The organism is Methylobacterium sp. E-065, assembly GCF_022829605.1.
Classification (GTDB): domain Bacteria; phylum Pseudomonadota; class Alphaproteobacteria; order Rhizobiales; family Beijerinckiaceae; genus Methylobacterium.
Map to the genome: position 1 here is coordinate 17130 of NZ_JAKSYD010000016.1, position 21863 is coordinate 38992.

Annotated in this window: 23 protein-coding genes; 11 read left to right on the forward strand and 12 right to left on the reverse strand. The window is 68.2% G+C overall.

Annotation, left to right across the window (positions count from 1 at the left end; genetic code table 11):
- Nucleotides 1–133: 133 nt before the first annotated feature.
- Complete coding sequence (locus MKK84_RS00895; RefSeq protein WP_243916151.1) at nucleotides 134–1609, forward strand: GumC family protein; 1476 nt, start codon at nucleotides 134–136, stop codon at nucleotides 1607–1609.
- A complete protein-coding gene (locus MKK84_RS00900) occupies nucleotides 1602–2465 on the forward strand; it encodes a WecB/TagA/CpsF family glycosyltransferase (protein ID WP_243916152.1) in 864 nt (287 codons plus the stop codon). The genes MKK84_RS00895 and MKK84_RS00900 overlap by 8 nt, the downstream gene beginning before the upstream one ends.
- 182 nt (nucleotides 2466–2647) lie before the next feature.
- On the opposite strand, the gene MKK84_RS00905 is transcribed toward MKK84_RS00900, so the two are convergent.
- From MKK84_RS00905 to MKK84_RS00925, 5 genes are all read right to left on the reverse strand, one after another.
- Nucleotides 2648–3211, reverse strand: a complete 564-nt coding sequence (locus MKK84_RS00905) for an NUDIX domain-containing protein (RefSeq protein ID WP_243916153.1) — start codon at nucleotides 3209–3211, stop codon at nucleotides 2648–2650.
- Nucleotides 3212–3250: 39 nt separating this feature from the next.
- On the reverse strand, nucleotides 3251–3505 hold the full coding sequence (locus MKK84_RS00910) for a sulfurtransferase TusA family protein (RefSeq protein ID WP_243916154.1): 255 nt from the start codon (nucleotides 3503–3505) through the stop codon (nucleotides 3251–3253).
- Between the two features lie 169 nt (nucleotides 3506–3674).
- Nucleotides 3675–3995 carry a hypothetical protein gene (locus tag MKK84_RS00915; RefSeq protein WP_243916155.1) on the reverse strand — a complete coding sequence of 107 codons (321 nt, stop codon included), beginning with the start codon at nucleotides 3993–3995 and terminating at the stop codon, nucleotides 3675–3677.
- Nucleotides 3996–4092: 97 nt separating this feature from the next.
- Nucleotides 4093–5460 carry a glutamate--cysteine ligase gene (locus MKK84_RS00920; protein ID WP_243916156.1) on the reverse strand — a complete coding sequence of 456 codons (1368 nt, stop codon included), beginning with the start codon at nucleotides 5458–5460 and terminating at the stop codon, nucleotides 4093–4095.
- 291 nt (nucleotides 5461–5751) lie between these two features.
- Nucleotides 5752–6504: a 16S rRNA (uracil(1498)-N(3))-methyltransferase gene (locus tag MKK84_RS00925; RefSeq protein WP_243916157.1), complete on the reverse strand. Its 753-nt coding sequence runs from the start codon at nucleotides 6502–6504 to the stop codon at nucleotides 5752–5754.
- Between the two features lie 220 nt (nucleotides 6505–6724).
- On the opposite strand from MKK84_RS00925, the gene MKK84_RS00930 reads away from it, so the two are divergent.
- Both MKK84_RS00930 and ubiA read left to right on the forward strand, forming a co-directional pair.
- Nucleotides 6725–7204, forward strand: coding sequence for a hypothetical protein (locus tag MKK84_RS00930; protein WP_243916158.1), 480 nt, complete (start codon nucleotides 6725–6727; stop codon nucleotides 7202–7204).
- Between the two features lie 178 nt (nucleotides 7205–7382).
- Complete coding sequence (gene ubiA / locus MKK84_RS00935; protein ID WP_243916159.1) at nucleotides 7383–8345, forward strand: 4-hydroxybenzoate octaprenyltransferase; 963 nt, start codon at nucleotides 7383–7385, stop codon at nucleotides 8343–8345.
- Nucleotides 8346–8358: 13 nt separating this feature from the next.
- Here ubiA and MKK84_RS00940 read toward each other — a convergent pair whose 3' ends face one another.
- Complete coding sequence (locus MKK84_RS00940; RefSeq protein WP_243916160.1) at nucleotides 8359–8814, reverse strand: DUF6101 family protein; 456 nt, start codon at nucleotides 8812–8814, stop codon at nucleotides 8359–8361.
- 403 nt (nucleotides 8815–9217) lie between these two features.
- Between MKK84_RS00940 and MKK84_RS00945 the strand changes: the two genes are divergently transcribed.
- Nucleotides 9218–10033 carry an inositol monophosphatase family protein gene (locus tag MKK84_RS00945; protein WP_243916161.1) on the forward strand — a complete coding sequence of 272 codons (816 nt, stop codon included), beginning with the start codon at nucleotides 9218–9220 and terminating at the stop codon, nucleotides 10031–10033.
- A 21-nt stretch (nucleotides 10034–10054) separates the two neighbouring features.
- On the opposite strand, the gene MKK84_RS00950 is transcribed toward MKK84_RS00945, so the two are convergent.
- Nucleotides 10055–10291, reverse strand: coding sequence for an AsnC family transcriptional regulator (locus tag MKK84_RS00950; RefSeq protein WP_243916162.1), 237 nt, complete (start codon nucleotides 10289–10291; stop codon nucleotides 10055–10057).
- A gap of 217 nt (nucleotides 10292–10508) precedes the next feature.
- Nucleotides 10509–10718: a cold-shock protein gene (locus MKK84_RS00955; RefSeq protein WP_243916163.1), complete on the reverse strand. Its 210-nt coding sequence runs from the start codon at nucleotides 10716–10718 to the stop codon at nucleotides 10509–10511.
- 318 nt (nucleotides 10719–11036) lie between these two features.
- Between MKK84_RS00955 and MKK84_RS00960 the strand changes: the two genes are divergently transcribed.
- A complete protein-coding gene (locus MKK84_RS00960) occupies nucleotides 11037–11426 on the forward strand; it encodes a hypothetical protein (RefSeq protein WP_243916164.1) in 390 nt (129 codons plus the stop codon).
- A 9-nt stretch (nucleotides 11427–11435) separates the two neighbouring features.
- Here MKK84_RS00960 and MKK84_RS00965 read toward each other — a convergent pair whose 3' ends face one another.
- From MKK84_RS00965 to MKK84_RS00980, 3 genes are all read right to left on the reverse strand, one after another.
- Nucleotides 11436–11639: a hypothetical protein gene (locus MKK84_RS00965; protein ID WP_243916165.1), complete on the reverse strand. Its 204-nt coding sequence runs from the start codon at nucleotides 11637–11639 to the stop codon at nucleotides 11436–11438.
- A gap of 684 nt (nucleotides 11640–12323) precedes the next feature.
- Nucleotides 12324–13985 carry a calcineurin-like phosphoesterase C-terminal domain-containing protein gene (locus MKK84_RS00975; RefSeq protein WP_243916166.1) on the reverse strand — a complete coding sequence of 554 codons (1662 nt, stop codon included), beginning with the start codon at nucleotides 13983–13985 and terminating at the stop codon, nucleotides 12324–12326.
- A gap of 192 nt (nucleotides 13986–14177) precedes the next feature.
- Nucleotides 14178–15476 (reverse strand): murein L,D-transpeptidase, encoded by a 1299-nt coding sequence (locus MKK84_RS00980; RefSeq protein ID WP_243916167.1) that lies wholly within the window; start codon nucleotides 15474–15476, stop codon nucleotides 14178–14180.
- 270 nt (nucleotides 15477–15746) lie between these two features.
- Between MKK84_RS00980 and MKK84_RS00985 the strand changes: the two genes are divergently transcribed.
- The 5 genes from MKK84_RS00985 to MKK84_RS01005 all read left to right on the forward strand — a co-directional run bounded on the left by MKK84_RS00985 (nucleotide 15747) and on the right by MKK84_RS01005 (nucleotide 20532).
- Nucleotides 15747–16094 (forward strand): hypothetical protein, encoded by a 348-nt coding sequence (locus MKK84_RS00985; protein ID WP_243916168.1) that lies wholly within the window; start codon nucleotides 15747–15749, stop codon nucleotides 16092–16094.
- Nucleotides 16095–16135: 41 nt separating this feature from the next.
- Nucleotides 16136–17089 carry a DUF1775 domain-containing protein gene (locus MKK84_RS00990; RefSeq protein WP_243916169.1) on the forward strand — a complete coding sequence of 318 codons (954 nt, stop codon included), beginning with the start codon at nucleotides 16136–16138 and terminating at the stop codon, nucleotides 17087–17089.
- Between the two features lie 51 nt (nucleotides 17090–17140).
- The gene (locus tag MKK84_RS00995) at nucleotides 17141–17557 is read left to right on the forward strand and encodes a hypothetical protein (protein ID WP_243916170.1); all 417 of its coding nucleotides are present in this window, start codon (nucleotides 17141–17143) and stop codon (nucleotides 17555–17557) included.
- A 42-nt stretch (nucleotides 17558–17599) separates the two neighbouring features.
- Nucleotides 17600–19720 carry a TonB-dependent receptor family protein gene (locus MKK84_RS01000; protein WP_243916171.1) on the forward strand — a complete coding sequence of 707 codons (2121 nt, stop codon included), beginning with the start codon at nucleotides 17600–17602 and terminating at the stop codon, nucleotides 19718–19720.
- Between the two features lie 281 nt (nucleotides 19721–20001).
- On the forward strand, nucleotides 20002–20532 hold the full coding sequence (locus tag MKK84_RS01005; RefSeq protein ID WP_243916172.1) for a DUF1465 family protein: 531 nt from the start codon (nucleotides 20002–20004) through the stop codon (nucleotides 20530–20532).
- Nucleotides 20533–20835: 303 nt separating this feature from the next.
- Here MKK84_RS01005 and MKK84_RS01010 read toward each other — a convergent pair whose 3' ends face one another.
- Nucleotides 20836–21657, reverse strand: a complete 822-nt coding sequence (locus MKK84_RS01010; RefSeq protein ID WP_243916231.1) for a MetQ/NlpA family ABC transporter substrate-binding protein — start codon at nucleotides 21655–21657, stop codon at nucleotides 20836–20838.
- Nucleotides 21658–21863: the final 206 nt, after the last annotated feature.

Below are 21863 nucleotides of genomic sequence, written 5' to 3' on the forward strand. Positions count from 1 at the left end.
TGCTGCCGTACCATCGAAGACACTGCCCACGGCGGGGTCCTGTCCCGAATTGGTACGAAGCTGATCGGAACGGGGACAGACGACCGGGACGGTGGACAACCGATCCGTCTCAGAGGGTCAGGGAGCGAGGCGTATGTTCGACTTCTCGACACGAATAAGTGGTGAGCAACCCATCCGGATTGTGCTTCCGGAGGTCGCGCCCCGCAACGACCCGAAGGTGATGCTGCGGCGCCTGTGGCGCGGCCGCAGCTTCATCGTGCTGAGCACCCTGTTCATGGTCGCCGTCGCGATCGCGGTGCTCGGCCTGCTCCCGCCGCGCTACACGTCCAGCATCCAGATCCTCGTCGATCCGAGCGATCTACGGGTCGTCGAAAACGACGTGAACGCCCGCCAGCCGCAGGCTGACAGCGGCGTCTCGATCGCCGAGAGCCAGGTGCGGGTGATCCAGTCCGACAACGTGCTTCGCCGGGTTATCGCGCGGCTGCATCTCGATCAGGACGAGGAGTTCGTGCTGCCGGACGGCGACAACCCGACGGTGAACTGGATCAAGGGCGCGCTCGGCATGCTGCCGCCGCCCGGAAGCCGGAACCCGGTCAACATCGCCCTCGACACGCTCCAGAACCGCCTCAGCGTCCGGCGCGCCGAGCGGACCTTCGTGATCGACGTTTCCGTCCAGTCTCGCGATCCCGAGAAGGCCGCGCAGATCGCCAACGCGATCGGCGACGCCTACTTTGCCGAGGAGGCCTCGGCCCGGACCGACACCGCCCGCCGCGCCTCGGATGCCCTCGCGGGCCGCCTCGCCAGCCTCAAGCGGGACGTCGAGCAGGCCGAGGGCGCGGTCGTGCGCTATCGCGAGGATCACAAGCTCGTGGCGTCGAGCGGGCGGCTGCTCACGGATCAGCAGCTCGGCGACCTAAACCAGCAGCTCGTCACGGCCGCGATCAAGACCGCGGAGGCGAAGGAGCGGCTCGACCAGGCGCGCAGGATGCGCTCGTCGGATCCGAGCACCGCCCTGCCCGAGATGCTGCAATCGCTGGAAATGCAGGCGCTGCGTCAGCAATACGCCACGCTCTCCCGCAACACCGCCGAGCTAGCGACCCGGCTCGGCGAGCGCCACCCGGCCATGGCCGAGCAATACGCCCAGCAGCGTGACCTTCAGCGCCTGATCCAGCGCGAGAAGGAGCGGATCATCGACACCACCCAGAAGGACTACGACCGGGCCGCCGCCAGCGAGACCGCGATCCGGGGGAGCCTCGACCGGGTCAAGACCGAGACGGTGTCGAGCGACCGGGCCTATGTCGGCCTGCGCGAGCTGGAGCGGACGCTCGAAGCCCGCCGGGGCGTCTACGAGGCCTATCTGAAGCGCGCTCGCGAGGCGAGCGAGCAGGAGCGGCTCAACACCACCAACGTGCGCATCATCTCGGTGGCGACGCCCGCTCGCCAGCGGACCTTCCCGCCGTCGCCGAAGATCGTGCTGCCGCTGGCCCTGGTGCTCGGTCTGCTCATGGGCGGCGGCATCGCCCTGATGCTCGGCGCCGACAGCGACCGACGCCGGTCGCAGCGTGCCGCGCCCCGTCCCGCCGCGAGCTTCCGAGCCGCCGATGCGTAATTTTGGGCGGCTCCGACTCGATCTGGAAGCGGCGGACCCGCTTCCACGGGAGGTGCGCAGCGCACGGTTGCCCACCGCCCTGCTCCCCGGCTCGGCCCTGCCGGGTGCCACCGTCGAGCTGTTCGGCCTGCGCTTCCAGACCGGCAGCGCCGAATCGATCGTGGCCGCGGTGGCGGCCCGGCGGGACGACAGTCCTCGGATGATCGTGACCGCCAATGTCGATCACATCGTTCAGCTCAGCACGGATCCAGCCTTTCGGGGTGCCTACAGCCGGGCGGCCGCCCGGACCCTCGACGGGATGCCACTGGTCTGGCTGGCGCGGGCGGCCTGCCGCCGGCCGGTCCACCGGGTGACCGGTCACGACCTGATGGGCTGCGTGATGGCCGATCCACCCGCCTTCGCCCGGCGGATCTTCCTGGTCTCGGCCCGCCAGGACGCGGCGGACGCGCTCGCGACCCGGCTGCGGGACAGGGGCCTTCCGGATGGGGCGGTGGCGAGCGCGGTTCCGCCCTTCGGCTTCGAGGCCGATCCGGACTACAGCGCGGACCTCGCGGTGCGGATCCGGGCCCACGGGACGACATTGCTGGTGATGGGCGTCGGGGCACCGAAGTCCGAGATCTGGATCGACCGGTACCGGGCCACGCTCGGCGACCCCGTGGTGTTCTGCATCGGCGACGCGCTGAACGTGGCGGCGGGGTATCTGTCGCGCGCGCCGGGGCTGATGCAGCGCCTGGGCCTCGAATGGATCTTCCGCTTCATTCAGGCACCGCGACGGCTGTTCCGGCGCTACTTTGTCAAGTCCTGGCGCTTCATCGGCATCGTTGCCCGGGGCCGGCTCGTGGATCGCGGGGGTTGAGGGGATTCCCCAAGGGCATCTTTCGGAAACTCAGGCTTCGGGAAACAACGCGTTCCTCCTCCCTCGATATCCACAATCGTAGTTCGGCTGTGACACGCGCCCTCCCTCCCCCCTTCGCGGGGGAGGGAGAGAAGCAGTTACTGCTGCTTCTGTGAGCCCGGCAGGCGCCGCCGCCCCGAACCTCAGAACAGGTCGGGCCGCCGCAATTGAAGCGCGTACAGCAGCACCAGCGACTTCATGTCGGTAAGCCGACCATCGCGGCCCATGGCGGCCAGTTCGCGGAGCGGGATCTCGTGGACTGTGACCGCCTCGCCCTCCGAGGCCAGACCGCCGCCGGTCCCGGCCTGGTCGGCGGCCCCATAGGCGGCCAGGAACAGGTCCATACGCTCGGTTGAGATGCCCGGCATCGACCACGCGCTCGCGATGGGGTCGAGTTGGCTCAGGCGCAGGCCCGTCTCCTCCATGGCCTCGCGCCGGGCTTCATCCTCGGCCGCGCCCTCGTCGAGCAGGCCCGCCGGCACCTCCATGTGGGTCGGTGGACCGTCGGAATAGAGAACCGGCGCCCGGAACTGCGAGACCAGCGTGGCGACCCGCCGATCTGGATCGTACGGCAGGACCGCGACCGCCCGGCCGTGATCCTCGATCTCCCGCGTCATGCGGGTCCCATCCTCTTGGATGACTTCGGCCACGAGGAAACGGGCCCAGCCGTCGTGCACGAGGCGCACGCCCCCGATCCGTGGTGCCATGCCGGTTTCATCCCGTCCCTGGAAAGTCTGACGGATCGTTCAGGAATGCGGCGGCATCGCGGAACGCGCGATACGGAAGCACAGGCGATCACCGTGTCGCTCCGCCGCGTCGAGCCGTGCGCCCTCCTCGCGAACGAGATTCGGGATATCGATCATCGCCATGGGATCGGTGCAGGTGACGACCAGAATCCTCCCTGCGGCCAGCCGGCGCAGCGCCTTCCGGGTTCGCAGGACCGGGAGCGGGCATTTCAGGCCGCTGAGATCGAGGGCGACGCTATCCGTCTCATCCTGCATGCGGCGCGCTCGCGATCCCGACCGGGAGCGTCTTAGAGCTGGGCCCGATCGCATTGCAATCGGGCGCGGCGCTAAGCTTTCGTTTCAACGCGCTCTCTTGCGCCGAACCGGTATCCACACCTCGGCGCAGAGCGCTCCAGGCCTTACCGTTTCGGCGAACCGGTTCCGCTCACCATTCGGGATGGCTGAAGGCGGGCCCGTCATACCAATCCGGGTCGGACCACGCGTAGCGGGGGCCGTAATAACCGTACTCGAAACCGTGGGAGCGCGTCGGCGCGTAGGCGTAGCCGTACCCGAACGGCACCGGGTACTGGTACTCGCCGTAATAGCTGTAGAATGGCGGCCGGGTCGGCCCCGGCGGCGGGCCGGCGATGCGACGGCCCAGATTTGGTCCAGCGCGATACTGCGGCGGATCGGCGGCGAAGCCGGGACCGGCACTGACCGACAGGGACGCCATCCCAGCCAGCAGGGCGGCGGCGTAGCGAATCATGGAACACTCTCCTGCGCATGACAGCATGCTTCGGAACGTTCCATTATTGCGCTTCGGGCTTGCGTCGCGCTGGCGCGTTCGCGCCGTCAACGCAGGCTTAGAACACGCATTCCGAGAAGGTCGCGCGCACGCAGGCGCCCCAGCGGCCCTCATAATCGGCGAGCAGATCGTCGGCTCGGGTCCGGCCGGCCGCCACGATGGCTTCGAGCGGCTGAAGATAGATCGTCTCGTCGCGACCCTCGGCGTCGCGGCAGCCGCGCGCGCGCAGGCCCGACCGTGCAATCGCCAAGGCCTCGGCGGCGACCGCGCCCAGCGTGGTGTTGGCCACGGGGGTGGCTAGGCCGAGCCGCGGCGCCGTGGCCCGTGCGGCCTCGCGGTTGCCGGCGTTCCAGCCCTTCACGAGATCCAGGGCGGCGTCGAGGGCCGATTCGTCATAGAGCAGCCCGGCCCAGAAGGCCGCCTGCGCGGCGATCATCCCGGGATCGCCGACATCGGCCCCGCGCATCTCGAGGAAGCGCTTGAGCCGCACCTCGGGGAAGGCGGTCGAGGCATGGTTGGCCCAATCCGCCACCGTGGCGTACTCGCCCGGGAGTTGAGGCAGCTTGCCGGCCATCAGGTCGCGGAACGAGGCGCCCGACACGTCGTGGTAGGTGTCGCCGCGCTTGACGAAGTACATCGGCATGTCGAGCAGCCAGTCGGCGTAGGCCTCGTAGCCGAACCCGGCCTCGAACGCGAAGGGCAGCATGCCGGTGCGGTCGGGATCGGTGTCGCGCCAGATCTCGGAGCGGCGGGACAGGAACCCGTTCGGCCGCCCGTCGGTGAAGGGTGAGTTGGCGAAGAGCGCGGTGGCGACCGGCTGCAGCGCCAGGGAGGCGCGCATCTTGCGCACCATGTCGGCTTCGGAGGCGAAATCGAGATTCACCTGGACGGTGGCGGTGCGCAGCATCATGTCGAGGCCGAGCGATCCGACCTTCGGCATGTAGGACGCCATGATCTTGTAGCGGCTCTTCGGCATCACCGGGGTCTCGTCCCGGCGCCACTTCGGGCTCATGCCGAGGGTCAGGAATTCGATGCCCAGGGGATCGGCCACCCGCTTGGTGGCCGCGAGGTGTATCGCCAGTTCCGCCGCGGTGCCGTGGACGTCCGGCAGGGCCGCGCCCGACAGCTCGAACTGCCCGCCCGGCTCGATCGAGATCGCCCCGCCCTCCTCGGCCGCGAGGCCGATGATATGGCCCACATCGAGGATCGGCTCCCAGCCCGTCTCCCGAGCAAGGCCCTCCAAAAGGGCTTTGATGCCGCGGTCCCCGTCGTACGGCACGGGCGCCCGGTTCTCCCGGTAGAACGGGATCTTCTCGTGCTCGGTCCCGATCGCGAATCGCGCGCGCGGCTTCTCGCCGGCCGCGAACCATTCGATCAGTTCGGCACGCGAGGTAATCGGCGTGCTGTCGTTGCTGTCGCGCGCCATGCGCCACCCGTCCGTGCGTCTGACCTGAGCCTGGGATGAGCGCGCCGGGTTGCTCCGGCGGGTCCGTCCGGTTCCCCCACTCGCGAACGGGTCCCGGGCGGACGCCCGCCCCCGACCCCGACAAGCGCGCGGCGCAGGCGGCGTCCGTTCACGCACATAGTCGAGGCGCCGAAAACCCACAACGCGGCGCCGTCGACCGACATGCGCGAACACGTCCGTACAGCGGAAACAATCAGACGCCTTCACGCCCTGATGTGCGCGGGCACACATGAAATCGGGCCGACCCGTCCATCACCGCGCGTCGCCGAGCACGGCCTGGACCAGCGTCAGGACCGCGACCGCTGCGGTGTCGGCCCGCAGGATCCGTGGGCCGAGCGACAGGGCGACCGTGTTGGGCCGGGCCCGGATCAAGGCCCGCTCCTCTTCTGAGAAGCCGCCCTCCGGCCCCACCAGCACGGCGAGCGGAGGCGGTGCCTGGGGATCGGCTGCGGCCGCGAGCGCCCGCACCGGATCGCGCACCGGCGCGTCCTCGTCGCAGAACACGACAAGCCGCTCGGGATCCAGGCCAGCCAGCACGTCGGGAAGCCGCTCGGGATCCGGACAGTCCGGGATCGCAAGGATGCCACATTGCTCGGCGGCCTCGACGGCGTTGGCGCGCAGCCGGTCCATGTTGACCCGGTCACCCTGCGTGTAGCGGGTGATCACCGGCCGGATCGTGCCGGCCCCCATCTCGACCGCCTTCTGCGCGAGGTAATCCAGGCGGGCGCTCTTTAGCGGGGCGAACAGGTAATGGAGATCGGCGGGCGTAGGCTGCGGGCGGGTCTGCGCAGCGACGCGCAGGTCGGCGCCCTTCCGTCCGGTCTGGACGAGGTGGGCCCGCCACTCGCCGTCGCGGCCGTTGAAGACCAGAACGGGGTCGTCCGGCCCCCGGCGCAGGACGTTCAGCAGATAGTTCGCCTGCGCCCGTTCGAGCGGCAGGCTCACACCCTCGGCGAGGCCGGCGGCGACGTAGAGGCGCGGAGCTGTGAAATCGTAGGCCGGCATGCCGGCGTGGTCGCAAGGCGCCTCGAACCTGTCAACGCGCAAGGCGTCGGCGAAAGTGTTGCCAAAGGGTTACGGCCGCGGCTTTTCGGCCTTCGATGCACAGACGCCAGGGAGAGCCGGTTTGTCGCTCGATTGACGCCACATTCCTATGGCGAACCCATCAATACGGAATTGGGCCGGCCGCACGCGGATTCGGCAGGGGCGTCGAGGGAGTTGCGGGATGGTGAAGGGGCGCTTGAGTCTGGGAGCGGCGGTGCTGGTCGGCACCGTGATGTTCGGCACGGCAGCCTCCGCGCAGGGCGCTGCGCCGGAATGCGGCACGATCCAGAAGACCCTGGCCGAGCGCAAGGCGCTGGTCAGCAAGGCAAACGCGGCCTCGCAGACGAAGAAGAAGATGACCCCGCAGGAGGCCTGCGCCCTGTTCGGGCGGCTCCAGTCCAACGGCGCCGAGGGTATGAAGTGGATCACCGCCAACAAGGAGTGGTGCTCGATCCCCGATTCCTTCGCGGAGGGCTTCAAGGCCGACCACATGAAGGTTAGCGGCATCCGCACCAAGATCTGCAGCGTGGCGGCCCAGGCAACCAAGATGGAGGCCCAGGCCCGCGCGCAGGCTTCGGCTCAGGCCAGCGGCCAGGGCGGCGGCCTGCTCGGCGGTCCGGGCCTGACCGGCAGCTTCAAGCTGCCGCAGGGCGCGCTGTAAGGGCGTCGCCCGCGCTCGCCGCCGAATCGGTGCGAGAGAGCGACTTAATGCAAACTGCGAGAGCCGAGCCCGATTGCATCACGATCCGGCACGGCTCTAAGGGATTGCGGATCCGACGCGAATCCTTCCTCCGCGACGGCGGAAGGATCGATATGCGGGACGACCGGAGACCCGACCGATGAGCGGGCAGCCGACGGGCGGTGTCGTGATCGAGGATCGACGTCCGGCCGATGCGGTCGCCGGTCATTGGGTCGAGCGGGTCGCGCCGCGATCCTGGCGCCCCTATCTCCGCCTCGCGCGGATCGACAGGCCGGTGGGCTGGTGGCTGCTTCTGCTGCCGTGCTGGTGGTCGGCCGCGCTGGCCGCGATCGCGGCGGACCAAGCCTTCCCCGATCCCTGGCACTGCCTGCTGTTCCTGATCGGCGCGGTGGCGATGCGCGGAGCGGGCTCGACCTACAACGACATCGCCGACCGCGACCTCGACGCGCAGGTCGAGCGCACGCGGATGCGCCCCCTCCCCTCCGGTCAGATCCGGCCGCGCCACGCGGCCCTGTTCCTCGTGGTCCAGGCCCTGGTGGGGCTCGCGGTGCTGCTGCAGTTCAACGAGCAGGCGATCCTGATCGGGCTGTGCTCGCTGCTGCCGGTCGCGATCTACCCGTTCATGAAGCGCATCATGCCGCTGCCCCAGGGCGTGCTGGGGCTGGCCTTCGCCTGGGGTGCGCTGATGGGTTGGGCGGCGGTGTTCGCGCGCCTCGATGCGTCGCCGCTGCTGCTCTACGCCGGCGCATGGTTCTGGATTGTCGGCTACGACACGATCTACGCAGTCCAGGACATCGAGGACGACGAGATGGCCGGGATTCGCTCGTCCGCCCGGCTGTTCGGCCGGCATGTCCGCGGCGCGGTCGGCCTCTGCTACGCGCTCGCAGCCGCGCTGGTGGGGCTGGCGGCGTGGCGGGCCGGGGCGGGCCCCGTGGGTTTCGTGGGTGTGGCGGCCTTCGCCGGGCATCTCGCCTGGCAGGTCCTGTCCCTGCGGGAGCGTGACGGGCGCGGGGCGCTAACCCTGTTCCGCTCGAACCGCGATGCGGGCCTGATCCTGTTCACGGGCCTCACGGCCGACGCACTGCTGCGCACCCTCTCGTGATGCGCCGTGCGGATCAGGTCCGGGCGATGATCTCGTTCTCGCCGCGATAGATCTGCGGCCGTGCCGGCAACCGGCCGGTCTTGCGGCGGGCGAGGAAGCGGGGGCGGCGACCGCCGAGCCCGGCATGGCGCCGACGGATCCGGACCCGGCCGAGGATCAGCCGACCGATCTGCTCGGTGACAGGCTGGAGCACGCCATCCTCGCGGACGATCATCCGCACCAGTCCGGCGCGCGCCGCGATGTCGCGCCAGATAGCGACGACGTCATCCTCGTCGAAGCAGCCGAGGCGGTGCAGTTCCTCACCCGCAGCGTCGACCAGGATCAAGCTGAAGCGATCGGCCCCGGCGATCTCGGCCTCCTCGACGGCGTAGGCGAGCGCGATCCCGGCGGCGCGACGGGCGCCCGGGATGCGGCCGATCACCGGCAGCGGCGAGGCCGTGAGATGAAGCGTGCCCTCGGCACCCGGCATGCAATGTCCTGCGCGACGTTCGTCCGTGTACGGGGAAGTGTTCATCGGTCCGAGTCCCTGGGGCAAGTGGCGGCCCCTGTCAGGCCGTCCGTTATGCCAAGCAAAATCGCATCCGAACTCCTCCGCACCGCTTAAGAGCCGTCGTTAAGCGATTCTGGACAGGGCTGTCATTTGTGGAATGCTCAATGCTTCCTTGAATGCTCAACATTTCCTTGCGCGGATTGGTCGTTATCGATTGATCAACCAGCATCCTTGTGGCGGTGCGGGCGGCGCCTTACAACGGAATGGTCGGGCGTGCGATCCTCCGTGCCCTGCCCTCTCAGCCCGAACGCAAGGCCATCCGCGCGACCGGGTGGACGGCGTGACAGGCCCTTCGGCCCCCACGAATCTTACGCGGAGCACGATGCCCGAGCCCCTCACCGACGACGCCGTATCCGCCTTGATGCCGGAGCTGCGCGCCGTCATGCGCGAGGCCGCCGACATCGCGCGGCCGTTCTTTCGGCTCGGCGGCAACACCACCGCGCGGATCTGGTCGAAGGCCGGTGGCTCACCGGTGACCGAGGCCGACGTCGCGGTGGACGCCTTCCTGAAGGTCCGCCTGAGCGCGCTCGTCCCGCGGGCGGCGTGGCTGTCGGAGGAGACAGCCGACGACCCGGCGCGCCTCGGCCACGACCTCGTTTGGATCGTGGATCCGATCGACGGCACCCGGGCGTTCCTGTCGGGCCACCCGGATTGGTCGATCGCGGTCGCGCTGCTGGCGGACGGCGAGCCGCTGATCGGCTTCGTGCACGCGCCCGCGCTCGAAGTCGATTACGAGGCCGTGCGCGGTCGCGGCGCGACCCGGAACGAGACACCGATCCGGGTGGATGCGCGACAAGACTTGCCAGGAGCACGCGTCACCGGCCCGAAGCCGATGCTCGACCGCTTGGCGCGGGGTGCCGGGCCGAACCCGGACTTCACCGTGATCGCGCGGATCCCGTCGCTTGCCCTGCGGCTCGCGCGGGTAGCGGAGGGGAGTGTCGATGTGGGCATGATCTCGGGCCATGCCCGAGATTGGGATCTCGCGGCCGCTGATCTGATCCTGCGCGAGGCCGGGGGGATCGTCTGCGACCTCCATGGCGTAGCGACCCCTTACAACCGGGCCGATCCGGTCCACAACGAACTGCTCGCGGTCCCGGCGGCCCTGCGCGATCCCGTCCTCGCGGCCTGGGGCCGCTGAGTCGGGATCGCTGCGCGCGCCTCAGTTCGCCCGCGTCTCGCGGAGCGTCACCGCAGTCGGGGCGAGCCCGAGGCGGTCGGCGAGATGCCAATGCAGCTCGCGCGGGGAATGGTAGTTGTAGGAGCGATCAATCAGGTGGCTGATGTCAGCCCCGGTCTGGTCCGCATTCCGGGCCTCGGCCAGCTTGCCGACCCGGAAGGTCGGGGCATCGGTCACGGGGGAACGAAGACCGCGGCGGCGTGTGTACTCGAATAACATAAACGTCTTTTCTTTTCTGATCTTTTCTGAACCGGATGCTTGCTTGATCCGGCATCGTTTCTGGGATGTTGCCTCCGGCGCGACCTGCTTCCGGACAATTTTGCCGGGATCAATAGCGTCGGAAGGGGAGCCGCATCTTGCGGCCGGCTCGCGATCCTTGCCTGAAACCCCGTCGCGTCATGCGCAACACGAGGGCAGGGTCGGATCCACCGAGGGATCAGGCCGCCTGAAGGTTGCCCGCGGCGTCCTTGCCGCTGCGCTTGTCGGTCAGGATCTCGTAGGTGACCCGCTGACCTTCGATCAGGTTGCGCATTCCAGCGCGCTCGACAGCCGACACGTGGACGAACACGTCCTTGCCGCCATCGTCAGGCTGGATGAAGCCGTAGCCCTTGGTTTCGTTGTACCACTTTACAGTACCGGTATTCACGTAGTGTACCTCATTGGTCCATAGGCGACCGGCGCGGCGCGAGGGCCGCGTGGTGCACCACGGTCTTTCTGGATTTGGCCAGTGTGGCGGGGCGCGAGTCGCTGAACCTAAAACGGCGTCAGCCTCGGTGGGTAAGCCCCCCACACACCTATTTAGGCGAGCGCTGCGGCGGCAACAAGGCGCCGGCTGCGTATCTTCTGCGTCGCAGGCCTAAGCGGAACGTACATCCGGGATGCACGGCCCCCTGTGATTTCGGGGCTCCGCGATGCATATACGGTGTGCGTGCAAACAGTTACGGCGCGCGGCTCTGGACGATACATGGCAGGCATATCGGTCTCGCTGGACGGTGCGAACATCCAGCTGTCCTTCCAGAAGGACGATCAGGCGACGGCGGTGGTGATGGATGCCCGGGCCGCCCGCGCCCTCGTGCGCGCCGTCGGTCAGCTCCTCACGGCGATCGACGACACCGACGAGCCCGATTTGGGGGACGAGATGGGCGACGAGGAGATCGCGATGCTCGACGTCACGTCATCGGCAATCGAGGTCGGCACCGATGAGGAGGGACAGGCCGTGGTCGCGCTCCAGGCCGGCGCGCTGCCGCCGTTCCAGCTGCGCCTCACCGACGAAGAGGCCCGCCACGTCGTGACGAGTCTCTCCGAGATCCTCAGCGCGCCACGCGACGTTCGCACCTCGCACGGCGGCCACTGACCGCCCGCGTCACATGCGCGTACCGGGATCGGTCGGCGCACCCGGGAAGATGTCGGGCTCGGAGCCTGGGCCACCCGGCTCACCGATGCCGGGGTCGTTCACCGGATACGGCGTGCGCGGTCCGGTCGGGCCGATATCGGGCTCCTCATCGGGGATGGGCGGGGGCGGCGGCAGATCGCCGGGCGTAGGCTCGGGTAGGCCGGGATTGGCCATTACGCGGCTCCTGATGCACATGGAATGGTGACCAACAGTGCGGGCCAGCATGGGTTCCGTGATCGGCCCGTGTGATCGCTGACCGCTGTTTGACCATGGGAACGCGGGATTCGACCCCCTTTTGGTCGGGCATATCCCCGCAAGCAGGGAAGCTCGCCATGCCAGACATCAAGCACGGCAAGATCCCGATCCTCGCCACAGACGGTTTCGCGAGAGCCGAGTTGACGTTGCTGTACGCCAAGCTGTCCGAGGTCGGCGCGACGGTCACGGTTGCGGCCCCACAATCGCGCCAGGACAAGGGTCGATCCGCGGCTGAGACAAGACCGATCAGAGCCTCGTCACGAGCCGCAATCCTGGCGATCTCGATGTCTGCTGCGCCGAGATCCTCAAGGAAATCCAGGAAAGCCGCCACGGCGCGCGGCAACTCGCGGCCTGAAGGACGCGGCGCCGACGATGCGACTCTCTCCTGAGCGGGGTTCTCGCGTTACCGGTCCGCTCCAGGGACACGCTGTCCTCCCCCTTCGTGGGGAGGAGTTGGAGGTGGCGGTGGTGCAGGATCGAGCGGCGCGGTGCCTCCTGCATCAACCCCACCCCCGGGCCATTCCCACAAGACGGAGGGAATGTGCATCTCGCCTTTCGAAGATCTCAGCACCGTCATCCGTCACAAGGTGCTCGCGAACGCCTCTACCCGCGGCCGCGCTCGCCAAGGATTTCCAGCACGGTGCAGCTGCGAATCGGGCGCCCGTACTCGTCGGTCCCCTCCACGGTGACGCGATGGGCGCCTGGCGCGAGGTCGTCGGGCAGCCGGGCCGTCCAGATATGGGTGGACGGTATGGCCTGCACCCAGCTCTTCTTGGTCTCGGGATAGCGGGCGAAGAGTTCCGACACGAAGGGATCGGGCCGACGGGTACGGGTCATTGCGAGCGTCGACCGCTCGCCGATCCGGAAGCTGAGGTTCGTGCGCGGGCCGCCGTCGAACACGTTCACCACCAGATTCGTGTCGGGCAACGCGTCCTGCGGGACCGGCGGACGGAGACCTTGGACCGGCCGGGTGTGGCGGATCACCTCCACGGCGCCGACCCGCGCCTCGCTCTCGAACAGGATGCGCATCGTTTCGTCCGGCTGGCCCTGCGCCGGGACGTAGCGGGTCGTGTAACCGGTCCCGCGCACGGACAGGACGTGGAAGCCGTTCGGCGTACCGTCGCGGCTGTCGGCCGAGGGGATGCCGGTGCGCGTTTCGGGCCCGCTCCACCATGAGCCTGAGACCGCCGTCAGCACGTGATGATGGTGCGCGTCGGCCGGGTAATGGTGCTCGGTGGTATGGGTGTGGCCGGCGAGGCTCAGGACCCTGCGCCTTGCCAGCAGATCGAGGAGCGCCGCGCGGTCGGTGGTGATGCCATGCGGATCGTCCGGCGTCGTGTCGGTAACGAGTGGGATGTGCATGGCGAGCACGATCAGATCGTCCTGCGGGATTTCGGCGAGCAGGTTGCGCAGGAAGGTCAGGCTGCGCTCGCCGATCCGACCCCGGTAGGTGTTGGCCCCGACCGGGACCGGCGGCCCCAGCCATTCGACATTGTCGAGCATCACGAACCAGGCCCGCCCGTGGCGGAACGCGTAGGTCGGCGCGCCGAACACCCGCTTCCAGGTCTCGCGGCTGTAGCGGGCATCGGGCGCCTGCATGTTGAGGTCGTGGTTGCCCGGCAAGCTGTACCAGGGCAGCCCGATCCGCCCGACGATCCGGTTCGAGCGGCCGTAGAGTGAGAGGTCGTCGAACAGCACATCGCCCATGGTCATGCCGAAGGCGGCCGGGATCGCCATGGCGCGGGCGATTGCAGTGTCGCGCACGTGATCGAGCTCGAACCGGCTCTCGGGCTGCGGGTCGGTGAACAGGACGACGTCGAAATCCGTAGGCTCATCGACGCGGATCAGGGTGAAGTCGATCGAGGCCGGCAGGGGGCCGGTCGGCGCGACGCCAGGGTAGCGCAGGCCCACGCTTGCGGGGGTGCCGTCCGGCTGATGGATGTAGGAATGGCGCGGCACGTTGTCGGCGTCCCGCGGCAGGGCGTAGCCCGGGGGCTTGATCACGAAGACCGCGCCGTCGCCGACCATCGGCAGCCGGTAGCGGCCCTGGTCGTCGGTGCGCGCGATCTCGCGGCCGTTGGAGACCAGCACCCCGGGTAGCGGGGCCCGGTCACCGCCCATCCCATCCACGGCGTAGACGATCCCGGTCGCCTCCGCGGCACCCTCCGCGTCGGCACGTCCGGCCACGAGGCTCAGGCCTGCGAGACCGACCACGGTCTCGCGGCGGGTCAGGCGTCCGTCTCCGGGTATGGGTTCGCGCGACATCAGGGCTCCTGAACAGAATCGTGCTCCGCCGCCGGCCAAAGCCGGCAGGGCGGCTCCCGCGACGCGGTTTCGAGCGGCCAAGCAGACGCAGTTGACCGGGGGATGACAAACACCCTCGGAAACGCGCGAGGCCCGCATCTCGGTGGAGATGCGGGCCTCGAAATGTCCGAACCGAGCGTATCGGCCGGTTGCTTACTCTTCGTCGCCGGGCTCGAAGCTCTGCGGCATCGGCTCGGCGCTGGCGACCGGGGTCGGCGCGCCGATGGTCGAGGGCACGTTGACGCCGTCGCGCTTGTAGATGTCGTCGCGGAACTGGACGATGCCGTCCGGGGTCGACCACGCGGTGATGTAGGTCCAGTAGACCGGCACCGGCTGGGCGATGTTGGCATCGACGCGCTTGCCGCTCTCGATCGCCTCCTCGACCTTCTGGCGGTCCCAGCCGGGGGTGTCTTTCAACAGCCACGTGATGTACTCGCGCACGTTCTGCACGCGCACGCAGCCCGAGGAGATGAAGCGGAAATCGTCGCCGAACACACCCTTGGTGTTCGTGTCGTGCATGAACACGCCGTAGGGGTTCGGGATGTTGATGCGCACGATGCCCATCGAGTTGAAGTCGGCACCCGAATCCTGCCGGTAGGTGAAGCGGGTGCCCTCGTCGGAGAACCAGTTCACGGATTTCGGCGAGACCTCCTGACCGTTGGCCAGGATGCGGATCTTGTTGTCCGTGAGGTAGTTCGGATCCTTCTGCATCTTCGGGATCAGGTCCTTCTTCACGATGGAAGCCGGGACCGTCCAGGTCGGGTTGAAATTGATCTGCGTCGCCTTGGTGTTCATGATCGGCGACTGGCGATCGATCTTGCCCACGCCCGCGGCGTGAAGCGTGACGACCTGGCCGTTCTCCACGGTCTCGACGAGTGCGGCCGGGATGTTGGTGATCACGAAGCGGCGGCCGAGATCGCCCGAGTAGGAGCGCAGGCGCACCACGTTGGTCTCGAGTTGGCGCAGGCGCACGTCGGCGGGCACGTTCATCGCCTGCTGGGTGGCGAGGCTCATCGTGCCGGTCTGGCTGAGGCCGTGGCGGGCCTGGAAGCGCTTCACGCCGGCGGCGACATAGGAATCGTAGACACCCGAGCCGCCGGCTGCCGCGTCGAGGTCGCCGGTGACGATCAGGCGCTGGCGCACGGCGGCCACGGCCGGGCCGCGGGAGCCGATCCGCAGATGCTCGGCGCCAGCCACGGGCCGCCAGCCGCCGCGGGTGACGATGTCCTTATAGCGCTCGACCATCTGCTCTGTCGCCGCCACGGTCTGGGGCGAGAGGATCGGCACGGTCTCGCGCTGAACCTGCATGCCGGCCGGGGAGGCATAGTCCTGCGCCCATTCGGCCTGGGCATAGTTGCCCTGGTCACGGGCTTGAGCGGTGCCGATTCCCAGGGCGCCGAGGGCGGCCACGCTCAGGAATGTGGTGAACCGGTTGTGTGCCGTCATGCGCATCGGTCGCTGGCTCTGGTCCGGAGTTCGTTCGGATCGTGGCGGGAGGGGATGGTCTCGGCCGTCACGGTGTTGGGTTGTGGCTTAAGACTCCCTATCGAAGGGGCCGGAATATGGCGTCGCGGTGCGCCAGCGCACGCGGCCTGCGGATGCGGCAGCCTGGCAACAGCCACGGGCTCTCGGGTGTGGCAGGGATGCCATAGCGGTCCGGAGCGGTCCGCGAACGGGCGCAGCATGGACCAAGCTTCGGCCAGAAGGAGACGACGCGACGGCGTGCCCGTGGCGCCCCTGCGCACCGCGATCGCCGTGCTCGCGCTCTACGCCTTCGTGTTGCAGGCCTTCCTGGGCGGGATGATGCCGCTCCCGGCCGCGGCCGACGGGCTCTGCGCGCAGCATGCGGCCTCCGATACGATACCGGACAAGCTGCCTGCGCACGGCCACAGCGATTGCTGCACGGCGGCGCAGATCCCGGTCTCCGCACTCCCGTCCCGCGTCGCACCCACCATCGTGGCCTGGACGTCCGAGGCCCGTGGTGGGGCCGCCTATCGGACCGTCAGCCAGATCGGCGCCCGTGCCCCGCCCGACCACAGCGTCTCCCCCCGTGGCCCCCCATCCGCCTGAGCGATCGTTTTCCGACGAAACCCTCAGAACGGATGCATCCCATGAAGATTCTCATTCCGGCCGTGCTCGGCCTCGGCCTCGTCGCCTCTGCGGCGCAGGCCCACGCGGTGCTGGAGCGCAAGCAGGCCAGCCCCGGCGCGTCCTATCGCGGCGTTGTCCAGATCATGCACGGCTGCGACGGCAAGCCAACCACCCAGGTCAGCGTCAGCATCCCCGAGGGGCTGATCGGCGCCAAGCCGATGCCGAAGCCCGGCTGGACGGTGGCGACCACCCGCGGCGCCTACGCGAAGACCTACACGACCCATCACGGCACCGCCGCGGAGGGCGTGAAGGCGATCACGTGGAGCGGCGGCAGCCTCCCGGACGACGACGTCGACGAGTTCACCTTCCTGGCGCAGGTAGCCGATACGTTCGAGCCCGGCGCGACGGTCTACGTGCCGGTGCAGCAGGATTGCTCCGAGGGCGGCTATTCCTGGTCCGAGATCCCGAAGCCCGGCCAGGACGTCCATGACCTGAAGGCGGCGGCGCCGGCTTTCCGGATCGTTCAGGCGGCCCAGGCTGCACCCGCGAAAGCCACGTCCGTCAAGGCCGGCGACCTGACCATCGAGACGCCGTGGCTGCGTGCCACGCCGAACGGCGCCAAGGTGGCGGGCGGCTACGTGCGCATCACCAACACCGGCAGCACGCCGGATGTGCTGACCGGGGCTGCGGTGCCCTTCGCCAAGACGGGCGACATCCACTCCATGTCGATGGAGGGTGGTGTCATGAAGATGGCACCGGTCTCCGAGGGCCTGACCATCAAGCCCGGCGAAACCGTCGAGTTGAAGCCCGGTGGCTATCACCTGATGTTCGAAGGCCTCACCGGCGCACCGAAGGTCGGCGAGACCGTTGCGGGGACGCTCACCTTCCAGCGGGCCGGCACCGTGCCGGTGACCTTCTCGGTGGCGCCGATCGGGGCGGCCGCGCCCGGCGGCCAGCATCAGCACCAGCACTAGCAACTCGGCGGGAGCAGCGCTCCGCGATCGGCCCGTCACGAGCGCCCTCAGGTGTGCGCCCGATCCTACGGCAGCGAGACCGGAACACCGGGGCGTCGTCCCCGGCTGATCCCGGCTGCGCGGCGCGTGCTGGCGATCGTCGTCCTGTACGCGCTCGCGCTCCAAGGCGTCCTCGGCGGCCTCGCCATGGCCGCCGCGGCGGGGCCGGAACACGCCCTGTGCTTGACCGGCGGCACCTTCGACAGGACAGGGCCGGACGATCCGCACCTCCCCGCCCACGAGCCGATGGCCTGCTGCGTCGCGTGCCATGCCGCCGCCCCGGTCGCCCTCCCCGCCCCTACGCTGGCTGAGGCCATCCCGGTTCCCGGCCCAGTCGTGCTCATCCAGAGACGGCCAGCGCGCATCGCCCTGCCGCGGGCACCCCCTCGAACCGGTCACCACGCTCGCGCCCCGCCCACCGTCGTCTGATCCGATCGCCCCTCCCCGATCCTCAGACACGGATATGAGTCCATGCCCTCCCCCAGCCGTGCCGCCTTGTCGCTCCTCGCCTGCGCGATGCCCTCGTCAGCCTTCGCCCAGGACGCCGCCGTGGCGCTCCCCGAACTCAGCGTCGTCGGCAGCGCCACGCCGACCGGGCCGCTCCCAGGGGAGGCGCGCAGCTCGCTCTCGGTGCCGAGCGTCGATCGCCAGCGTGCGACCCTCTACCAGACGGTCGGATCGGTCGCCTTCGTGGACGCCGCGACGCTCCAGGACCGCTACATCAACACGATCCGCGACGTGCTCAAGGACGTGCCGGGCGTCTACGTGCAGGAGCGCTATGGCCAGGAGATCCGCCTGTCGGTGCGCGGCTCGGGCGTCGCCCGGAACTTCCACCTGCGCGGGCTCGAGATCCTGCAGGACGGCATCCCGTTCAACCTCGCGGACGGGAGCGGTGACTTCTATCAGATCGATCCGCTCGCCGTGCGGTCCGTCGAGGTCTACAAAGGCGGCAACGCCCTGACCTTCGGGGCGACGACGCTCGGCGGCGCGATCAACTTCGTCACGCCGACCGCCTACACGGCGCTCGCACCCAACCTCCTGCGCATCGACGGCGGCAGCTTCGGCACGATCCGCGAGCAGGCGCAGATGTCCCGCATCGACGGGCCGCTCGACGTGCTGGTCAACGCGACGCTGACCAACTCCGACGGGTTCCGCGCCCACGAGGCGCAGGCGACCAAGAATTTCAACGCCAATATCGGCTACGGGATCGCGCCCGATATCGAGACGCGCTTTTATCTCGGCACCTACCTGACCGATCAGAAGCTGCCCGGCAGCCTGACCCTCGGCCAGAGCCTCACCATGCCGACGCTCGCCAATCCCACCGCCATCACCGGCAACCAGTCGCGCAAGGTCGAGACCGAGCGGATCGCCAATCGCACCTCGTTCCTGCTCAATGTCGGCAAGCTCGACGTGGATACCTGGGCGATCCACAAGAGCCTGTATCATCCGATCTTCCAGGCGCTCGATCAGGATGGCTGGACCTACGGGATCAACCCGCACTGGGCCGGCAGCTTCGATCTCGGCGGATTTCGCGACGACGTGGTGCTGGGTCTGCGCGCCTTCGCGGGCCAGAATTCGGCCCTGCAGTTCGTCAACATCCGCGGCCAGCGGGGCGCCCAGACGCTGAATGCCCTCCAGAGCGCGTCGAACTACGAGGCCTATGGCGAGAACCGGTTCTGGTTCCTGCCGGACGTGGCGCTGATGACCGGCGCCAAGGCGTTCTCGTCGAACCGCACCTACAGCGACAAGGGCGGGTTGCCCGGAAACCTCTGGCCGCGCTTCGCCGAGCAGACCTATGCGGGGATCAACCCGAAGATCGGCCTGATCTGGCAGCCCATCGCCGACATCCAGGTCTTCGGCGACATCACACGGTCCCGCGACGTGCCGGATTTCTCCGATCTCGTGCAGCAGAACCTCCTGAACACCACCTTCGTGCCGCTGCGGGCGCAGCGCGCCTGGACCTACGAGGCGGGTGCGCGCGGCCGGATCGACCGCCTCGCCTTCGACCTGACGCTCTACCGATCGGACCTGCGCGACGAGCTCATCAACTTCTCGACCAATCCCGGACTCAACATTCCGGCCGCAACCTTCAACACGCCGCGCTCGGTTCACCAGGGCGTCGAGGCGGCCGTGACCCTCGATCTCGCCCGCAATCTCATAGCTCCCGCCGACGGCCTGAGCGTGACACAGATCTGGACCCACAACGACTTCCGGTTCGTGCGCGATCCGGTGTTCGGCAACGGTCGCATCGCCGGCATTCCCACGGACGTGCTCCGTACCGTCCTAAATTACCGCCATCCGAGCGGCTTCCACATCGCTCCAGCGGTCGATTGGGTACCGGAGGGTGCCTTCGCCGACCACGCAAACACCCTGCGGGTGCCAGGCTACGCGCTGCTCGGCATCGAGGCCGGGATCGACTTCGCGAACGGCGTCGCCCTGTTCGTGGATGCGCGCAACCTCACCGACGCGCGCTACGTGTCGGACATCGCTGTGGTGGCGAATGCCCGGACGGCTGGGAGCCCGGCGGCCTTGGCGGCGTTCTATCCTGGAAGCGGTCGCAGCATATTCGGCGGTCTGCGTGCTGCGTTCTGAACGTGAGAGCCGTGCCGGATCGCGTTACAATCGGGCACGGCTCTCAGCCTTTATGTGACGCGCTTTCCCACGCCGAACCGGTGTCCAGTTCGGCGGAGAGCGCTCTAGCATCCCCCGGTAGACCGCTTATCTTGAAGATCCGCGGTCCGTTAAGGTTAAAAAAGGTTGAAGCCTGCTGCCAGCGTCGATCGGCGCTAGGATTGCAGCGTCGTCGGATAGCGCGGGGCAGCGCGTCCCGATTCGAGACGGACGGCGCCGTCTGACGGCACGGGAGAGGCAGGATGAACGGCTTCGATGTTACGTTCCGGCACGATCAGGATTGGGTCGATTTCGGCAAGTCCTACGTCAACTCGGACGCCTTCAAGTCTCTGTTCCGTGAGGGCATGAGACTTGTCGAGGAGACGGCCGCCTATCTCGACGGCGAGGGCCGCGACGAATCACGCCTCATCTCGCGCGATGCGACGCTGAGCTACGCGGCGGAGAGCATGCGACTCACGACGCTGCTGATGCAGGTCGCCTCCTGGCTGCTGGTGCAGCGTGCGGTGGCCGAGGGTGAAATGACCCCGGCCGAGGCACTGCAGGAGAAGCACCGGGTGAAGCTTGCCAGCAGCGAGCCGCCGAAGCCGCAGGATTTCAATCTGCTGCCGGTGCGGCTCCAGCAGCTGATTATGCGGGCGCGACGCCTGCACAGCCGCATCCTGCATCTCGACGTTCTGATCACCGAGGACCGGCCGACGCCCGCCCCGGTGGAGAGCCCGGTCGCTGCCCAGCACGGCCTTCTGCGCATGGCGTTCCGCCTCGGCGAGGGCTGAGGCGCCCTAAGGCGGATCGGGCTGTGGCAGATGTTGCCGGCCGCGTCGCAAGATGGTCCACGACGCGAGGTCGGGAAGGCCTCGGGTCGGTTGTCCGACACACTCCCTCATCCTGCGGTGCAAGAGCGTAGCTGAGGCCTCGAAGGAACCTTCCAGGGACCGCTCCCCTGGCTGGAGGCCCCCTTGGAGGCTCACTGCGCTCGCACATCCGAATGAGGGCAGCGGGTGGGATCGCCCCGGCACGGCGCGCGCTGGAGTACCGCGCTCCTGCGTTGAACCCTCATCCAAGGTGGCTTGGAATGTCTAGAACGCCGGGAACTGGCCGGGAAACTGCTCCTTGAGGAGTTGGCGGATGGCGTCGTTCTGGAAGGCCCGCACCAGCCGGGCCACCCAGACGGCATTCCTGTCGGTCTCTCGCACCACGATGACGTTGTTGTAGGGATTGGCGACTGCAGACTCGACGGCGATCGAGTCCTTGCCGGGCGTCAGGCCGGCCGCCACGGCGTAGTTGGTGTTGATCACTGCCGCGTCGAGATCGTCGAGACTGCGCGGGAGCTGCGCGGCGTCGAGTTCGTGGAACTTCAGCCGCTTCGGGTTCTCGATCACATCGAAGACCGTGGGCAGCAGATTGACGCCATCCTTCAGCTTGATCAGCCCCTGGGCCTGCAGCAGCAGGAGCGCGCGCCCACCGTTCGACGGGTCGTTCGGGATGCCGAGTTCGGCCCCCGGCTTGAGTTCGCCCACAGCCTTCACGCGCCGGGAATACAGGCCGATCGGCGTGACGATCGTCTCGGCGACCGGGACGATCTTGTAGCCGCGCACCTTGATCTGATTGTCGAGGAAAGGCCGATGCTGGAAGGCGTTCGCGTCGAGATCGCCGGCGGCCAGGGCCTCGTTCGGCAAAAGATAATCCGAGAAGACAACCAACTCGATATCGAGCTCGTCCCGAGCGGCGATCTCCTTGGCTTTCGCCCAATGGATCTCGGAATCGCCCCCTATGATGCCGAGCTTGACCCGGTCCCGGGCGAAAGTGGGCGTAGAACTCGCGACCCATAGCGCCAAAGCCCGAACAACCCACCGAAGAAGCTTATTCCTCACGGAGGTGCGCAAATCATCACGGCGCATCGCCATCAAAGAACCCAAACTCCGCACCGTCTTCCTCCCGTTCGCCGGATCAACAGGCCTAGGATCTACGATGTTGAGACGATGCCGAGAATGGACCAGATCTACGAAAGACTGCGCGCACAGGTCAAAAAGCGGCGCATCAGAGAAGGATCAACTCCGGCGCGACGGATAAACAGCCGCATCATCGTACGACCGGCCGCATCTTC

Coding starts and splice junctions, on each gene's coding strand:
- MKK84_RS00895 (WP_243916151.1), top strand. CDS start 134: ATGTTCGACTTCTCGACACGAATAAGTGGTGAGCAACCCATCCGGATT.
- MKK84_RS00900 (WP_243916152.1), top strand. CDS start 1,602: ATGCGTAATTTTGGGCGGCTCCGACTCGATCTGGAAGCGGCGGACCCG.
- MKK84_RS00905 (WP_243916153.1), bottom strand. CDS start 3,211: ATGGCACCACGGATCGGGGGCGTGCGCCTCGTGCACGACGGCTGGGCC.
- MKK84_RS00910 (WP_243916154.1), bottom strand. CDS start 3,505: ATGCAGGATGAGACGGATAGCGTCGCCCTCGATCTCAGCGGCCTGAAA.
- MKK84_RS00915 (WP_243916155.1), bottom strand. CDS start 3,995: ATGATTCGCTACGCCGCCGCCCTGCTGGCTGGGATGGCGTCCCTGTCG.
- MKK84_RS00920 (WP_243916156.1), bottom strand. CDS start 5,460: ATGGCGCGCGACAGCAACGACAGCACGCCGATTACCTCGCGTGCCGAA.
- MKK84_RS00925 (WP_243916157.1), bottom strand. CDS start 6,504: ATGCCGGCCTACGATTTCACAGCTCCGCGCCTCTACGTCGCCGCCGGC.
- MKK84_RS00930 (WP_243916158.1), top strand. CDS start 6,725: ATGGTGAAGGGGCGCTTGAGTCTGGGAGCGGCGGTGCTGGTCGGCACC.
- ubiA (WP_243916159.1), top strand. CDS start 7,383: ATGAGCGGGCAGCCGACGGGCGGTGTCGTGATCGAGGATCGACGTCCG.
- MKK84_RS00940 (WP_243916160.1), bottom strand. CDS start 8,814: ATGCCGGGTGCCGAGGGCACGCTTCATCTCACGGCCTCGCCGCTGCCG.
- MKK84_RS00945 (WP_243916161.1), top strand. CDS start 9,218: ATGCCCGAGCCCCTCACCGACGACGCCGTATCCGCCTTGATGCCGGAG.
- MKK84_RS00950 (WP_243916162.1), bottom strand. CDS start 10,291: ATGTTATTCGAGTACACACGCCGCCGCGGTCTTCGTTCCCCCGTGACC.
- MKK84_RS00960 (WP_243916164.1), top strand. CDS start 11,037: ATGGCAGGCATATCGGTCTCGCTGGACGGTGCGAACATCCAGCTGTCC.
- MKK84_RS00965 (WP_243916165.1), bottom strand. CDS start 11,639: ATGGCCAATCCCGGCCTACCCGAGCCTACGCCCGGCGATCTGCCGCCG.
- MKK84_RS00975 (WP_243916166.1), bottom strand. CDS start 13,985: ATGTCGCGCGAACCCATACCCGGAGACGGACGCCTGACCCGCCGCGAG.
- MKK84_RS00980 (WP_243916167.1), bottom strand. CDS start 15,476: ATGCGCATGACGGCACACAACCGGTTCACCACATTCCTGAGCGTGGCC.
- MKK84_RS00990 (WP_243916169.1), top strand. CDS start 16,136: ATGAAGATTCTCATTCCGGCCGTGCTCGGCCTCGGCCTCGTCGCCTCT.
- MKK84_RS01000 (WP_243916171.1), top strand. CDS start 17,600: ATGCCCTCCCCCAGCCGTGCCGCCTTGTCGCTCCTCGCCTGCGCGATG.
- MKK84_RS01005 (WP_243916172.1), top strand. CDS start 20,002: ATGAACGGCTTCGATGTTACGTTCCGGCACGATCAGGATTGGGTCGAT.
- MKK84_RS01010 (WP_243916231.1), bottom strand. CDS start 21,657: ATGCGCCGTGATGATTTGCGCACCTCCGTGAGGAATAAGCTTCTTCGG.